Source organism: Aeromonas sp. SE22 (assembly GCF_038739755.1).
In the GTDB taxonomy this organism is placed as follows: Bacteria; Pseudomonadota; Gammaproteobacteria; order Enterobacterales; family Aeromonadaceae; genus Aeromonas; species Aeromonas jandaei.
Genome location: NZ_JBCGFD010000003.1, coordinates 308573 through 323435 on the forward strand (window position 1 = coordinate 308573; position 14863 = coordinate 323435).

Genomic DNA, 14863 nt, shown 5'->3' on the forward strand with positions numbered 1-14863 from the left:
GCGGGAGAAACGTTGGGAAACAGAGAGGGCCCGGTTGTGGGCCCTCTCTTTTTATCTTTTCTTCTCTGCCAGATAGGGGGCAAATTGGGGCGTGTGGATGGCCTCGAATCCCTTGTCGGTTTTGACGATGAGATAGACCGCAAGCTTGTGCTCCTTGGCAAAAGCCATCGCCTCAGTGGGGCCCATCACCATCAGGGCGGTATCGAGGGCATCGGCCTCCAGCGCAGTGGGGGTGATGACGCTTGCCGAGACCAGCTTATGGGTGATGGGCTGGCCGGTAGCGGGGTCGATGATATGGGAGTAGCGCTGGCCATCGAGCTCGTAGTAGTTGCGATAGCTGCCGGCAGTGCTGAGTGCCATGCCGTTGGGAATGACGATGTCGGAGAAGGCACCCGGCTGATCGGAGGGCTCGACGATGGCGACTCGCCACGGCGAGCCCTTGCTGTTGTGACCCTTGCTGCGCACTGCGCCCGCCACCTCGATGAGGTAGTTGTTGACCCCCTTGCTCTCGAGCAGGGCGGCGATTTCATCCGAGGCAGCCCCTTCACCCAGGGTGGATAGGTCGAGATAGAGCTCCGGGATAGACTTCTCAAGCAGGAAGTGATCCCCCTGTGGCGTCAGGGTCAGCTTGTCGATGCCCACCTTGTGGCGGGCGGCGGCGATGGCTGCCTCATCTGGCCGTTTGACGGGGCGCTTGTCCGGGCCAAAGCCCCACAGATTGACCAGCGGCCCGACCGTGACGTCAAGTTTGCCATTGGTCAGGTGACCCGCATCGATCCCCTGCCGGACGATTTTGGCCATGGCTGCGGGGATGACGAACGGCGTGTTGGCTGGCCCCTGATTGAAGCGGGAGATGAGCGAGTCGGGGTCATAGGTGGAGATCTCGCTGTTCATCCTGGCCAGCAGGTTCTCCACCTCGCTCTTGAGCGCGGGTTCGCCACCGGGGAAGGGATCGCTCAGGGTGACCACATAGTAGGTGCCCATGGTTTTGCCCTGAATGCGGGTTTGGGCCGGGGGCAGGGGTTGGCAGCCGGTGAGCGCCAGCAGCAGGGTCAGCAGCAGGCAGCGCAGGGCGGTAGCGGGGGTTATGGCCATCATCAGCAGGTCTCTTGTTGGCGAAGGGCTGGTCGGGGCGCTAGCTTAGCCAAGGGGCTGGCGACGGGCGAGCCCCGCCCGGAGAAAATGGTGGAAAAAATTAAACAGACTTTGCTTATTCTGGTGAGCTGGCCCACAGCTTCGGGCTAAATTCATAGCCGATTGAATACAGGCGAGTAAAATAAAGGTCGATTTTGACAGCATCTTTGCGGCCATTCTTGAAGAAGTGTTGCGCAAACCTGTTGCCATTCATTGCCAATCAAAGGAGAAGATAATGAAAAAGGCGATTACCCTGCTGTTTCTGAGTACCCTGGCTGCCCCGGTACTGGCCGATGAGTGCGCATTGGTCATCGAGGGCAATGATGCCATGCAGTACAACCTCAAGGAGATGAGCGTACCTGCGACTTGCAAAGAGGTAACCGTCACCCTGAACCACACCGGTAAACTGCCGGTTACCGGCATGGGCCACAACTGGGTGCTGGCCACTACTGCCGACTATCAGGCCGTGGCGACCGCCGGGATGAGCGCTGGTGCCGAGAACAACTATTTGCCCAAGGATGACCCCCGCGTATTGGCTCACACCAAGCTGATTGGCGGTGGCGAGAGCACCAGCGTGACCTTCAAGACCGACGGTCTGGCCGGCAAGGATCTCACCTTCTTCTGCTCCTTCCCTGGCCACTTTGCCATGATGAAGGGCACCTTCAAGGTGAACTAAGGCTATGACCGGCATCGCGCCGGGCGCCTGAATAGAAAAAGCCGGGATAGCCCGGCTTTTTCATGCTCTTTTGCTGTCCCGCCGCTACTTCCCTTGCAGGGTAAAGAAGGCAATGGTGCTCTTCTTCTGGCAGTCGAAGTGAATGCTCTCCTCGCCACTCACCACCAGCGTCTCGTTGATAGCGACTACTTGCCCCTGCACCGTGAGCTGGCCGCTCAACAGATGGCAGAGGTAGGTTTTCTCTGGCTCGAGGGTAAGGGTCAGGGGGAAGGGGAGGTTCAATACCCGCACGTTGGCGGTAATCCTGTCCGGGTGGTAGATAAGGCCGAGGTCGGTCACCTCTTTTTTCAGCAGTTCGCAGTGGGTCTCCTCGTCACCGCCAAAATGGGCCGCTTCAAAGGTGGCGTAGGGGTGGCCGTTCAGTACGAAGCCGGCGCCGCTCACCGGCAGCAGAATGCGCTGATAACCCGGGAAAGTAGAGAAGCGGCCGGCCTCCTTGATGGGGGCGGAGCTGAGCCGGTAGTCAAAGTCGAGCTTGTCGAGGCTCGCTCCCTTGGGGGAGATGAGGATCTGGGCTGTGGTGCCCTGCTTGTTTTTCCAGGGCATCTTCTGGTGGTCAGACTCTTTGATCAGGGTGATCACGGGCACTTCCTCAGCATGAAAAAACAGAGGGAGCCGGGGGGATTGGCCCCAGCTCCCTGATAAATAGAGAGTTGGCGTGGCAGAGATCAGCCCTGACCATCCAGCGCCGCCAGCCGGGCTTCCATGGCGGCGAGACGGCTCTTGAGTTCGCTCACCTCCTGCTCCAGCTCGCTCAGGCGATCCGCCGCAGGAGAGGCGTAGGCTGCTGCCGGAGCGGCTTCCATCATCGCCTGAATATCCACTTCACCGCTAAAGAGGTGGGCGTAGCGGGACTCGCGCTTGCCCGGTTCACGGGGCAGTTTGACCACATAGGGGCCGCGTTCGATGAGCTGGGTCAGCACCGCATCCACTTCGGTTACGTCATCAAAGCTGCACAGTCGATTGGTGCGCGAGCGCAGTTCCCCCGGGGTTTGCGGGCCACGCAGCAGCAGCTCGCAGATGATGCCGAGCTCTTGAGCGCTGAATTTGAGTTCGCCAAATTCGGTGTTGCAGAATCTGTGTTGATAGCGGGGCACCCGGGCGTTGAACCCGGCGGTATTGACCACCAGTCGCCGGCGGATCAGCTCGTCAACCACGGCGCGGATGTCGAGCTCGGCAAGCTCCAGTACCGGCTCGCGGTTGCTCTTCTGGTTGCAGGCATTGACCAGTGCATTGAGGGAGAGGGGATATTGATCCGGGGTGCAGATCTCTTTTTCAATCAGGCACCCGATGACACGGGCCTCCAGCGGGCCAAGTACTAACTCCATTTCCTACTCCCTAGCAAATCGCGATATCAAGAGCCCCTATCTTAGCCATGACCTCTGCTCCGTCCAGTTTTGTCAGCCATTTTTGCGAGCGTGCAGAGGGGTTGGCGAAACCGTCGCCAGCAGTAGGAGCCATTTGATTGCTATTTCTTGGCATGGAGTGAGGTTGAGGGGGTAATGAAAAGCCCGGCTCTCTGGCCGGGCTGAAGGATAAGTTGCTTATCCTGATATTCGTCGAGGCATCTATTGTGGATGTTGCTTGAGGATCTCGTATATCTCCTCTTTCAGTTTAAGTTTCTGTTTTTTCAGATCCTTCACCTCGGAGCTGTAGTCACTGGCGTGATGCTTTTCCAGCTTCCTAATCTCCTCATCCAGGTCGTTGTGCAAGTCAAACTTCTTCTGGAAATGGACATCACTGCTCTTCAGTCTCGAGATGAGTTCTCTGTACTCTGGGAACATGTAATGGAGCCTCCTTGGTTTCGTTTGATTGTGCCTGTAAGACCAAGCTACCCCTTAGCGACGGTGATAAACGTGATCGTGATCGAATTTAGGGGCAATGATTGGATATACTTGAAAGGCTATTTTTAAGGCATTGAATTGATTCGGAATAAATGAGTTTTCAATCCAAGGCATGGGCCAAAACGTGGCTCGGATCACATCATTGGCATGATGCCGGTGAGCGGCAGAGAGCAAAAAGGGGCCTTGTGGCCCCTTTTCAGTGATGAGGGGAATCACCCCTTATCCTTGTCAGTCTGATCTTTCTTCTTTTTCTTTTCCGGCAATGGCTTGCCGTCGCGATGGATAACCTTGCCCGCTTCGAAACCGATCTGGGCGGCCAGCTCTTCGAGATCAGGCGACTTGGCCTGATCGCCAACGGCGTAACGGTAGTTGGCTACCGAGAGGCGTTCGGCCACCGGGGTATTGGCAACAATCGGCTCACGCCAGCCCTGCCCGATGTGAGCCACCAGAGTGCCGTTCATCAGCAGCTCACCGATGATCTCCTGAGTCGGGTTGCCCTTGCCGTAGGTGAGCCCCTGCGGGTGCTTCTTGCCGACCAGCGGTTCGCTGCTGGCGGGGATCAGCTTGGTACGGATCAGCCACTTGGGATTTTTGGTGTTGCCCACCGCTTTGCCGGTCTGGTACTCGTTGATCTTGATGGTCTTGATCATCTGGGCCATGAAATCCTTGGTCAGCGCCTTCTGGGCCTCGCTGCTCTCATCGATGACGATAGGGGCCACATACCAGGTCATGGTGGCTTGAGTCTTGGGGGCTGCGGGCGCGGTTTGCGCCATGGCCAGAGGGCTGAGCAGCAGGGCAGTCAGCAAGAGTCCGATTTTCTTCATTCTGATTCCGCTTATGTTTCAACTAGGATTTTGTTTTGCCAGCGACGACTGCGCCAGCGCCAGAACATGGCCAGACCGCGAACCCACTCGTCGCAGGCGAGCGCCAGCCAGATGCCTACCAGTCCATAGCCCTGCATGATACCAAGGAAATAGGAAAGGGGTACGGCAATTCCCCACATGGAGAGCAGTGCCATGTAGAGGGGGAAGCGGGCATCACCCGTTGCGCGCAGGGCGTTGATCACCACCAGATTGAAGGTGCGGCCTGGCTCGAGGATGAGGCTGATGAGAAAGAGCTGCGCCACCTGGGTGATGATGTCGGGGTCATCGGTAAAGAGGCTGATGATGGTGCGGCCATTAAGTGCCGCCGCCACGGCGATGACGCAGGTGACCGCGAGCCCGAGCTTGAGGCTCTTGAGCAGCTGTTGATAGGCACGGTCAAACTGTTTGGCGCCCGCCAGATGGCCGATGATGATCTCGTTGCCAAGACCGATGGAGAGGCCAAACAGCAGGATGAACAGGCAGATCTGGAAGAAGTAGGACTGGGTTGCCAGCGCCTTGTCCCCCAGCAGACCGACAAAAGCGGTCACTACCATGAACTGCAGCATCCAGGAGAGGTTCTCGCCGGCGGCAGGCAGGCCGATATGGAGCACTTTGCCCAGCATCTCTCGGCTGGGGTGAACGATGTCGCGGATCTTGAGGTGAATGCCGGTTTTGCGGGCGACCAGCCAGACCAGCATCACCACGCCCACCAGACGGCCAGCCACTGTGCTGATGGCAACCCCGGCCACGCCCATTTGGGGCAGGCCAAACCAGCCGTAGAGCAGCAGCAGGTTGCCGACAAAGGTGATGAGGTTGACGATGAGAGTCACATACATCGCCTGACGGGTATGGCCGTGGGCGCGCAGCGTCGCCGCCAGACAGAGCGCCGCAGCTTCCGGCAGCAGGCAGAGACCGATGATCTGCAAGTAGAGGGTGCCATCGCTCATCAGGTTGGCTGGCAGGTTCATCAGCGCCAGCATGGTGCTGGCACCGGCCATCACGCCGACTGCCGCCACCAGACCGATCAGCAGGTTGAAGCCGATGGCGGTGTGGATCACCACTCGGCTGCGCTCCCTGTCACCTGCCCCCAGATACTGGGTGATCACCACGCTGGTACCGATACTGACGAAGCTGAACAGGGTGATGGCCAGATCGAACACCTGATTGCCGACCGCCAGTGCCGCGACCCCCTGATAGGAGACATGTCCCACCATGAAGGTGTTGAGAGCGCCAGTCAGAAAGTGGAGGGCGAGATCGATAAAGAGCGGCCAGGTCAGCGCAAAGAGCGTGCCCGGGCCTGCGTGGGATTGAGTTTGCATGGCATGTCCAACAGCTGGGATGGCACGATCTGGTGCCATCTGGTCGGGCATTTAACACCAAGCGCGGAGCGGGTGCAATCCTTGGCCGGAGACTCTCCGGCCAGAGGCACAGGCTGGAGGATCAGGCCGGCGTGGTGCCCGCCTCCTGCTCGCAGGGGAGGGTAAGACGCGCCGAGTCGGGCAGGGCATCATCCTGTGGCCAGCGGGAGAGGATGACATCCGTGGTGCTTTCGACCACATCGTCATCCCTGAACACCGGCTCGCGGTAGCAGCGGGTCATGCGCAGCGCCTGATACATGTCGGGGCAGAGGATGATCCCCTCGTCACCCACCCGCACGCCAGCCTGCTTGAGCCAGTGGGTCATCTGGCCGTGGCGTCCCGCCATCACCATATGAATGCCGCGTCGTTTCAGATCCTTGTGCAGCTCTCCCACCATGCTCATCACGCTGATGTCCTGATGGGTAAAGCAGGCGACGGCATCGATCACCAGACACTTGGGATTGTGGGGATCCTGCACCAGCAGGGCCATGACTCGCCGCTTGAAGTAGGGGGCGTTGAAGTAGGTGAGCGGCGAGTTGAAGCGATAGACCAGAATGCCCGGGATCGCCTTGGCCTGCTCGTTGTCCCCCAGGGTGCGCACCACCCCTTCGTCATCCATGCCGAGCAGCTGGTCGGTGGGGCGCATCACATTGCGCAGGAACTGGAACAGCCCCAGCAACACGGCAAGGGTGATCCCCGGGATCACTCCCATGGTGAGCACGCTGATAAAGGTGACCAGCGCCAGCCAGAAGGCGGCGCGGTCGGAGTGGCGCAGTGCCCAGAGGCCGCGAAAGTCGGTGAGCGACAGGGATGCCATCACCAGCACCACCCCGAGGGCCGCGGTCGGAATGTATTGCAGCGGCGCCGTCAGGTAGAAGGTGATGAGGGCGATCACCCCGGCGGCGATGATGGAGACCAGCTGGCTCTTGCCGCCGTTGGCGTCGTTGACCGCGGTGCGCGAATCCGCGCCGCTGATGGCAAAGCCCTGGGAGATGGCCGAGGCGAGGTTGGCCATGCCGAGCGCCCGGAACTCCTTGTCCGCATCGATTTCATAGCCGTTCTTGGCGGCAAAGCTGCGGGCAGTCAGCATCATGGAGACGAAGCTCACCATGGCGAGGTTGAGGGCCGGCAACACCAGCTCCCGCATCAGTCCCGGGGGAAATTCCGGCATCTGGAAGGCGGGCAGGCCAGAGCCCACCTTGCCGAGGGTAGCTATATGGTACTGACCGAGGTTGAGCGCCCACACCAGTGCGGCGGTGATCACCATCGCCACCATGGAGGAGGGCCAGGCTGGCCGGAAGCGTTTGGCCAGCAGCAGGGTAGCCAGTGCCACCAGACTCATTGCCAGGGTCGGCAGATGGGTCTGGGTGATGTAGGTGGTGCCGTTGGCGATCCGCTCGATGAGATAGCGCTCGCTGAAGGTGAAGCCGAAGATCTTGGAGAGCTGGCCCACCATGATGGTGATGGCCACGCCGTTGAGCAGCCCCATCAGGATCGGGCGGGAGAGAAAGTCGGCCAGCACCCCCAGCTTGAAGCGGCTGGCAATCAGACACCAGAAACCGGTCATGGCAGTCATGGTCATCACCAGCTGCCAGTGGCGGGTTGGGTCGCCAGCGGCCAGCGGTGTCACTACGGCGGCGATGACCGCACAGGTGGCGGCATCGGGGCCGACGATCAGCTGGCGGGAGGTACCGAACAGGGCATAGACCAGCATGGGCAGGATGCAGGAGTAGAGGCCGACGATGGCGCCGACCCCGGCGAGCTCGGCATAGGCAATGGCCACGGGCAGGGCCACCGCAGCGACCGAGAGTCCAGCGCGAAGGTCAGGCATCAACCAGGCGCGCTGGTATTGCAGCAGGGCAGCGAGACCCGGCAGCCAGCGTTCGAGAGAGAAGAAGTCGCGCATTATTTAACCCATTGAGTTACAACCAGCTTTTACCCTAGTGTGCCCAAGGTTATCGAAAGATTGCAATCAGGTTATGGCCAGTTTACCTGAAGGTCAGGCCAGAGGGTCTGCCACTGCTTCTCCTTGATGCGCTGGGTGAAGATCTGTTTGTCCTGGCGGCATCTGGGGTTGGCACTCACTTGCAGCGACCAGTTGATGGCAAAGCCGTAGGGGGCAAGCCACTCGAACTCGCCATCTTGGGTCAGGCGCACGCCGATGCAGGTGGGCACCTCGACCCAGTGGCTGAGCGCCTCAAGGCTGCTGGCAAATGGCGCTACCAGCTGGCGAGTGTGCATGCGGGCCTGATTGCGCACCTCCCACTGCTGGCCGGGCAGCCGTTTGGCGAGCCAGGCTTCGTGCTCCGCTTCGGCCAGCCCTTGCGGGTCGCTGCTATCGAGGTAAATAAGGTCGATATCGTTGAGCGGGGTAGGGGTTGCTTTGTGATGCAGATGATCCCAGATGAGGTTGCGGATAAAGCCGGCCCCCAGCGCCCAGTCGGGCAGATTGAGCTCGGCGGCTGCCTGCAGGCAGGCCATCCGCTGCGGATCGGCCCGCAGCAGCGCTTCGGTTTTGGCTTGGAAGGCGTGTTCTTGCTTGGGATCTAATGGCTCAACTATTGGCATTTCGGCGTAACCAGACGTCAATGTAACTGCAGCTGGGCACTATAGTGAGCCCCTCTGCCTGAGTCCAGTTGAAGAGGGCGCGGGCCAGCTGATCGGCAATCCCCTGCACCCGCAACTCGGGCGGTACAAAGGTGCTGTAGGCATCGATGGTCTTGGCATCGAGGCGCCGGTAGCGCAATCTCGACTCCTTCCCCTCCACCATACAGATGAATTGCTGCTGGTTGGCCTGATGAATGATGTCGCTCATGGTGGGCACCTCTGGCATGAAGATGGCTGTCTGCACAATAACTGTTAGCCAAGGTATAGAACAGATAACGGCAGCATGGGGTCAATATCCTCCCCTGATGCTTCCTCTCTGCGTCATATCGGGATCCTGCTCAAAAGATACCCGGCGCTTTGCCGGGTATCTTTTGTCGGTGTGATTCAGGCCCAGGCACGCTCCAGCAGAGTGAGCAACTGCTCACGGTCGGCATCCTTGCGATTGAACAGCATGGCACCGTCGTTGACCGCCAGATCCCGTATCTCCCCGAGCAGCGAACGATCGCTCACCCCCGCCTCGCTCATGGTGCGCGGCAGCTTGACCGCCTGCCAGAGGGTATCGCGCAGGGTACGGATGGCGGTGATGGTCGCCTCGGCCCGCAGGTGGGCCGGGGTGGCAGCAAAGCGCTCGGCTCCCACCAGCGGCAGCAGCAGGCGGGACAGCTCGCCATCCACCTCGGGGCGGTTGTAGTCGAGCACGGTAGGCAGGAAGAGGTTCATGCACAGGCCGTGGGGCAGATGGCAGCGTGCCCCCAGACTATGGCCGAGGGCATGCACCAGCCCCACCATGGAGTTGGAGAAGGCCATGCCCGCCAGTGTGGAACCTTCGGCCAATTGCAGCCGCAACTGCTTGTTTTGCGGATCCTTGAGGATGAGAGGCAGGGCATTGGCGATCTTCTCTACCGCCATCAGGGCCAGCGCATCGCTCACCGGGTTTTTGGCGGTGCCGATAAAGGCCTCGATGGCATGGGTCATGGCATCCATGGCGGTAGCGGCGGTGATGTTGAGGGGCAGTCCCTGAGTCAGACGGGGGTCGAGCACCGCCAGCTGTGGCAGCAGGAAGGGGGAGGTGAAGGGCACCTTGCGCCCGCTCGCCTCATCCTTGATCACCGCCACCAGCGTTACCTCGGAACCGGTGCCCGCCGTGGTGGGCACCACCGCCAGCGGTTTGAGGGGGCGGGTCAGGCAGCCCGCGCCCGAGTAGTCGAGCAGGTGTTCACCGCCCATGGATGCCAGGATATTTGCCGCCTTGGCGGTGTCGATGACCGAGCCGCCCCCCAGCGCCACCAGACTGTCACAGTTGAGCTCGGCGTAGCGCTTGGCGATCCGCTCCACCACCGCAGTGGAGGAGTCGGCCGGGATCTCGTCCCAGATGGCGGCGACCGGTAGCTCCCCCTCGGCCAGTACATTGGCCAGCAGGGTGGCAAGACCGGTGGCATTGACCCCCTTGTCGGTCAGCAGCAGGGGGCGGCGAGCTCCAAGGCTTGCCAGCTCGCTGGCCAGCTGCTCCAGCGCCTGTTCACCGGCCAGCAGTTTGACCGGACAGAAAAAATCGTAATAGCGGCTCATATCAAGGCTCCTTGCGCTCAGCCGGTTACCAGACCCAGATAGATGTTGCAGGCACGGCCAAGCTTGTTGCGCTGGGCCGGATAGTGGCGCAGCAGCGGCCGCGCGATAAAGGCAGGCAGGATCAGGGACTGCAACTGCTCAAGCCCCCGCACCAGATGCATGGCGGTGGTCAGGTCCCCCTCCACCAGCAGCCGGTTTTCACTGAACGCCTGATTGACCCCGAGCCGAAAGCTCAGGGCGCGAAACGCGATATTGGGGTGCTTGAAGCGCACCCGCAGCGGATGGATGGTGGCATGGGGGGCAGCCGGCGCACCGGGATACCAGCGCCCTCCTTCCTTATGCATGTTCATGGCGTAATCAAGCCCCCCCACCTCAAGGCGAATGGTCAGGCCATCCGGCAAGGGGGCCAGTTCGCGGCGCACCGCCTCGTCGATACGGGCGGCGCGGCAGAGAGTTCGGCCCACCACCCAGAGCAGAGTGGTGATCCAGAGGCGGCGGCCCAGTGCGGCCAGAGATTCAACGGTCGGAGTTGTCATAGGGGTTGGCTCCTGAGATGGCTGACCAGAAGAGGGCAAAGGCACTGGCTTGCCAGTGGGCATCCTGCCCAAGCTCGGGTTGATCGACAAAGAGTGATGCGCAGGCGAGGAACTGCCCCTGACACACCTCCAGCAATAGCGGCGCGGGGGCCTGCATCAGCTCGCCGCTGGCCTGCCCCTTTACCAGCAGAGCGGGCAGAAAGCGCAGAGTGTCATTCAAGATCTGGCTGCGGGCCGGGCGGGCCAGCAGGGGAGAGTGAAAGAAACCCAGCACGAATTTGAGCTCGTTGGGGTGGGCCAGCATCCAGCTCATCGCCTGCTGCCAGTAGTGGTGGATCTGCTCGCGCAGTGCCAGCTCGGGATCGGCTTCGCAGATGGCAGCGCCCATCCGGGTCTTCACATCCTGATAGAGCTGGAGGATGAGTGCCTCCTTGCTCGGAAAGTGGTGGAACAGGGTGCCGTTGGCGACCCCGGCCGCCTTGGCAATACGGGCGGTGGCGGCCCCCTGCAGACCATCTTCGGCGCAGAGGGCGAGGGCGGCATCCAGAATTTGGCGGCGCTTGTCGGTCATGGTGGGCTCCGTCAGCGCAGGAAGAAAGCCATCATCAGCTTCTGGATCCAGCTGTTGTAGGGCGGATGGATCAGGGAGCCGGTGGTGAACTTGCCGCGGGTCAGCACGGTTTTCGCCTTGGAGAAGGTGAGAAAGCCCTCGTGCCCGTGGTAGTGGCCCATGCCGGAGGCGCCGATGCCGCCAAACGGCACATCATCGGCTGCCACCTGAAATAGACTCTCGTTGATGGCCATGCCGCCGGAGTGGGTCTCCCGGGTCACCCGCGCCTGCAGCCCGGGATCGAAGCTCATCAGGTAGAGAGCCAGCGGGCGGGGACGCTCGGCGATATAGGCGAGCGCCTCCTCCAGGGTGTCGTAGGGGATAAGCGGCAGCAGCGGGCCGAAGATCTCCTGCTGTATCACCTGACAGTGGCCCGGCACCCCGGTCAGCAGATGCGGGGCCAGAAGGCGGCGCTGATCATCCCGCGCCGGAGTGGCGCAGGGGTGGAGCTGGGCACCCGCCAGTTTGGCCTCATCAAGCCAGCTGACCAGCCGCTGATACTGGCGATCGTTGATGATGGCGCCGTAGTCGGGGCTGGCGAGCCCGGCAGGGTAGAGCTTGGCAAAGTGGTTGCGATAGGCGGCGATAAAGTTCTCCACCTCGCTGCGGGGCAGCAGCACATAGTCGGGGGCAACGCAGATCTGGCCGGCGTTGAGGCTCTTGCCGAAGATCATCCGCTCGATGGCGGTCTCAACCGGCATATCGGGGGCGATGAGGCAAGGGCTCTTGCCGCCCAGCTCAAGGGTGAGCGGGGTGAGCTGGGGCGCGGCGGCGGCCATCACCAGCTTGCCAACCATGGTGGAGCCGGTGAACAGAAGGTGATCGAAGGGGAGCGAGCTGAATGCGGCCGCCATCTGGGCATCCCCCTCGATGACGGCGATCTCGTCCTCGTTGAAGGTGGTGGTGAGCAGGGTACGCAGCACGGCGTTAGTATGGGGAGTGAACTCGGAGAGTTTCAGCATCGCCCGGTTCCCTGCCGCGATGGCGGTGATGAGGGGGCCAAGGCTCAGCATCACCGGAAAGTTCCACGGCACTATGATGCCGACCACCCCGAGCGGCTGGAAGTGTACCTCCACTTTGGCGGGGGCGAGCAGCAGACCGGCATGGCGACGATGGGGCTGCATCCAGCGCTTGAGCCGCTTCTGGGTGTAGTTGATCTGCATGATGCAGGGGAGAATGTCGGCGATCTGGCTGTCGTAGTGGCTGCGCTGGCCATAATCCTGCGCCAGCGCCGTGCAGAGCTGCTCCTTGTGAGCCAGCAGCGCCCGCTTGAGCTTGGTCAGCTGGGTTCGCCGCTCGGCCAGCGTCGGCATCGGGTGTTCCCGACTCGCCCGTTTGAGCCGCTCCAGCTGCTCGGGCAGGGCCAGCTTGATGGCGAGGATATCCTCCGGACTGTGCTGATACGGTGCGACTCCCATGTTCTTCTCCGTCTGAAAAATAACCGACTGATTGGTCGGTCTAAATCTAGTCGTTTGTTGCGCAAGTGTAAAGCTGGCATCATCTGCCCCTGTCACCGGCGGCTGGACGCAAGAGAGAACTGTGTTCCTCCCCACACTTTTGTGGTTTGCTCGTTGGTGGCTTATCCAATAAGAGGTAGTTTTTGGCTATTCACATGCACGGAGGGAGCACTATGACCAGGGAATTGAACAGCTTGTTGACCCGGCTTGAAGATGTGGTTGAGCGGATGCCGGATTGCTTCAACACTTACGAATTTGCCCAGAAGCTGGCGCTGCAGTATCAGCCGGAGTTCTTTGCCGCCGGCCACTCGCTGGCCGAGCACGAAGGCAAGGTGTTGCGGGTGCTGCATCAGAAGATTGCCGAGGCGCTGGCCAGCTGCGATGCGGTGATTGAAGGGGCTCTGCTCCCCTGCGTGACCCCCTGGGGAGAGAAGTCCACCTCGCCGCGTTGGCACCGTAAACGCTGAGCGGCGGGAACCTGGTTCCTGCACAATGAGATAATGAATCGTCATGGCGCGGCCCCAAGTGGCCGCGCCATTTTTTGTAGCGGGGATTGTGGATGTGATGCAGGAAAGGGCGGGCAAAGGTTCAGGGTGTGATCCCCTGCCGGGATAAAGGGCGGTGAGCCCGGTAGACTCCCCCTTTTGTCGCTGCAGGGAGGTCATATGACTGACAAGATCCAGACTCACAAGATTATTCTCGACACCGATCCGGGCATCGACGATGCCATGGCCATCCTCTTTGCCGAGGCTCACCCCGCCATTGAGCTGCTCGCCATCACCACCGTTTTTGGCAACGCCACCATCGCCAATGGCACCCGCAACGCCCTCTGGCTCAAGCAGAAGTACGGCATGAAAGCGGATGTGGCCAAAGGCGCTGCCGCCCCGCTGCTGCGCGAACCGGTCGGCCCCACCACCATAGTTCACGGCCCGAGTGGCTTTGGTGACCTGGAGGCGGGAGAGGTGACTATTGCGCCCGATCCCCGTCCCGCATGGCAGTACATTGTCGAGGCGGTCAAAGCGGCGCCGGGGGAGATCACTCTCGTCACCATCGGGCCCCTGACCAATCTGGCGCTGGCACTGCAGCAGGCGCCCGAGATTGTTTCACTGGTGAAACAGGTGGTAGTGATGGGGGGCGCTTTTGGTATCAATGGTCATCGCGGCAACGTCACCCCCTATGCCGAGGCCAATATCCACGACGATCCCGATGCTGCCGACCGGGTCTTTACTGCCGACTGGCCGGTGGTGATCATCGGGCTGGATGTGACCCAGCAGAGCTTTTTCAGCGGCGACTATCTCGATGCGCTGCGTGACGAGGCGGGCGAGCCGGGCCAGTTCCTGTGGGATGTGAGCCGCTTCTACCTGCGTTTTTACTCGGAGAAACTGGGACTCTCCGGCTGCCATGTCCACGACCCGTCCGCCATCGCCTATGTCATTGACCCGACTCTCTTTACCCTGCGTGAGGGGCCGGTGCGGGTGATCAACAGTGGCCCGGCCATCGGCCATACCCTGCAAAAGTTCGATGGCAAGCGCCACTCCCACGATGGCTGGGCCGATTTTCGCCCGCAGCAGGTCGGGGTGGCAGTACGTGATGAGGCGCTGCTCGCACTCTATCGGGAGACGCTGGTGGCCTGGGGCAAGCGCCGTTAAACGTCCCCGACGGTCTGGCGGTGATTCTTGGTGGCGCGCGTTGCGTTGCGGCTGTGATCCCCGCCAAACAATCGCGGCGCACAGGCGCTTATACTGCCTGATATCAAGACGTTAGGAGGGATTGGGATGGCATGGATTTCCTTGATAGTGGCGATAGCCCTGATCTGGTGGTTGATGAAGTTGGGGCGTGGTGCCCTGTTCGAGATCCGCCTTGCACCCGGCAAGGTGGTGGTCAAGCAGGGCAAGGTATCGCCCGCCTTTATTGAGCATGCCAAGCAGATCCTGCGCCACGAAACAGTGCGTGGGCGCATTGTGGGACATCGCGATGGTGACGGGGTCAAGCTGGTCTTCTCCCGCTCCATCCCCGAGCCGGTGGCCCAGCGTTTTCGCAATATCTTCCCCTATGGCGACTATCGTCACGTCGCCGCCCCGGGCGCCAAGCCGCGCAAAGGGTAAAGCAGCCCGAGTGCATCAGATAGCAAACGGGCCTCCAGTGGAGG

General features: G+C 61.1%; 18 protein-coding genes. 4 read left to right on the top strand and 14 right to left on the bottom strand.

Annotated features, from left to right (window positions below):
- Window positions 1–51: 51 nt before the first annotated feature.
- Window positions 52–1098: an FAD:protein FMN transferase gene (locus AAHA39_RS08365; RefSeq protein WP_320656217.1), complete on the bottom strand. Its 1047-nt coding sequence runs from the start codon at window positions 1096–1098 to the stop codon at window positions 52–54.
- Between the two features lie 271 nt (window positions 1099–1369).
- Between AAHA39_RS08365 and azu the strand changes: the two genes are divergently transcribed.
- Complete coding sequence (gene azu / locus AAHA39_RS08370; RefSeq protein WP_041208630.1) at window positions 1370–1810, top strand: azurin; 441 nt, start codon at window positions 1370–1372, stop codon at window positions 1808–1810.
- Window positions 1811–1894: 84 nt separating this feature from the next.
- On the opposite strand, the gene AAHA39_RS08375 is transcribed toward azu, so the two are convergent.
- The 13 genes from AAHA39_RS08375 to AAHA39_RS08435 form a co-directional block, all read right to left on the bottom strand.
- Window positions 1895–2452 (bottom strand): HutD family protein, encoded by a 558-nt coding sequence (locus AAHA39_RS08375; RefSeq protein ID WP_043849529.1) that lies wholly within the window; start codon window positions 2450–2452, stop codon window positions 1895–1897.
- An 86-nt stretch (window positions 2453–2538) separates the two neighbouring features.
- The gene (locus AAHA39_RS08380; protein ID WP_041208627.1) at window positions 2539–3198 is read right to left on the bottom strand and encodes a YceH family protein; all 660 of its coding nucleotides are present in this window, start codon (window positions 3196–3198) and stop codon (window positions 2539–2541) included.
- A 240-nt stretch (window positions 3199–3438) separates the two neighbouring features.
- On the bottom strand, window positions 3439–3654 hold the full coding sequence (locus tag AAHA39_RS08385) for a YdcH family protein (protein ID WP_041208625.1): 216 nt from the start codon (window positions 3652–3654) through the stop codon (window positions 3439–3441).
- A 54-nt stretch (window positions 3655–3708) separates the two neighbouring features.
- Entirely contained in the window at window positions 3709–3930 is a 222-nt protein-coding gene (locus AAHA39_RS08390; protein WP_320656216.1) for a hypothetical protein, read from the bottom strand.
- Window positions 3927–4538 (bottom strand): hypothetical protein, encoded by a 612-nt coding sequence (locus tag AAHA39_RS08395; RefSeq protein WP_041208622.1) that lies wholly within the window; start codon window positions 4536–4538, stop codon window positions 3927–3929. The genes AAHA39_RS08390 and AAHA39_RS08395 overlap by 4 nt, the downstream gene beginning before the upstream one ends.
- Before the next feature lie 11 nt (window positions 4539–4549).
- Window positions 4550–5896, bottom strand: coding sequence for an MATE family efflux transporter (locus AAHA39_RS08400; RefSeq protein WP_320656215.1), 1347 nt, complete (start codon window positions 5894–5896; stop codon window positions 4550–4552).
- 121 nt (window positions 5897–6017) lie between these two features.
- Window positions 6018–7841, bottom strand: coding sequence for a SulP family inorganic anion transporter (locus AAHA39_RS08405; protein WP_320656214.1), 1824 nt, complete (start codon window positions 7839–7841; stop codon window positions 6018–6020).
- 71 nt (window positions 7842–7912) lie between these two features.
- Window positions 7913–8503, bottom strand: a complete 591-nt coding sequence (locus AAHA39_RS08410) for a nucleotidyltransferase family protein (RefSeq protein ID WP_320656213.1) — start codon at window positions 8501–8503, stop codon at window positions 7913–7915.
- Complete coding sequence (locus tag AAHA39_RS08415; RefSeq protein WP_033114285.1) at window positions 8490–8750, bottom strand: GNAT family N-acetyltransferase; 261 nt, start codon at window positions 8748–8750, stop codon at window positions 8490–8492. The genes AAHA39_RS08410 and AAHA39_RS08415 overlap by 14 nt, the downstream gene beginning before the upstream one ends.
- A gap of 176 nt (window positions 8751–8926) precedes the next feature.
- Window positions 8927–10111, bottom strand: coding sequence for an iron-containing alcohol dehydrogenase (locus AAHA39_RS08420; protein ID WP_320656212.1), 1185 nt, complete (start codon window positions 10109–10111; stop codon window positions 8927–8929).
- Between the two features lie 17 nt (window positions 10112–10128).
- Window positions 10129–10647, bottom strand: coding sequence for a hypothetical protein (locus tag AAHA39_RS08425; RefSeq protein WP_320656211.1), 519 nt, complete (start codon window positions 10645–10647; stop codon window positions 10129–10131).
- A complete protein-coding gene (locus tag AAHA39_RS08430; protein WP_033114288.1) occupies window positions 10628–11218 on the bottom strand; it encodes a TetR/AcrR family transcriptional regulator in 591 nt (196 codons plus the stop codon). Before AAHA39_RS08430 ends, AAHA39_RS08425 begins: the two co-directional genes overlap by 20 nt.
- Window positions 11219–11229: 11 nt before the next feature.
- On the bottom strand, window positions 11230–12675 hold the full coding sequence (locus AAHA39_RS08435) for a coniferyl aldehyde dehydrogenase (protein WP_320656210.1): 1446 nt from the start codon (window positions 12673–12675) through the stop codon (window positions 11230–11232).
- A 212-nt stretch (window positions 12676–12887) separates the two neighbouring features.
- On the opposite strand from AAHA39_RS08435, the gene AAHA39_RS08440 reads away from it, so the two are divergent.
- The 3 genes from AAHA39_RS08440 to AAHA39_RS08450 all read left to right on the top strand — a co-directional run bounded on the left by AAHA39_RS08440 (window position 12888) and on the right by AAHA39_RS08450 (window position 14819).
- A complete protein-coding gene (locus AAHA39_RS08440; protein WP_019446630.1) occupies window positions 12888–13181 on the top strand; it encodes a hypothetical protein in 294 nt (97 codons plus the stop codon).
- 198 nt (window positions 13182–13379) lie between these two features.
- Window positions 13380–14363 carry a nucleoside hydrolase gene (locus tag AAHA39_RS08445; protein WP_108571891.1) on the top strand — a complete coding sequence of 328 codons (984 nt, stop codon included), beginning with the start codon at window positions 13380–13382 and terminating at the stop codon, window positions 14361–14363.
- A 126-nt stretch (window positions 14364–14489) separates the two neighbouring features.
- Entirely contained in the window at window positions 14490–14819 is a 330-nt protein-coding gene (locus AAHA39_RS08450; RefSeq protein WP_033114291.1) for a DUF3634 family protein, read from the top strand.
- The last annotated feature ends 44 nt before the right edge of the window (window positions 14820–14863 follow it).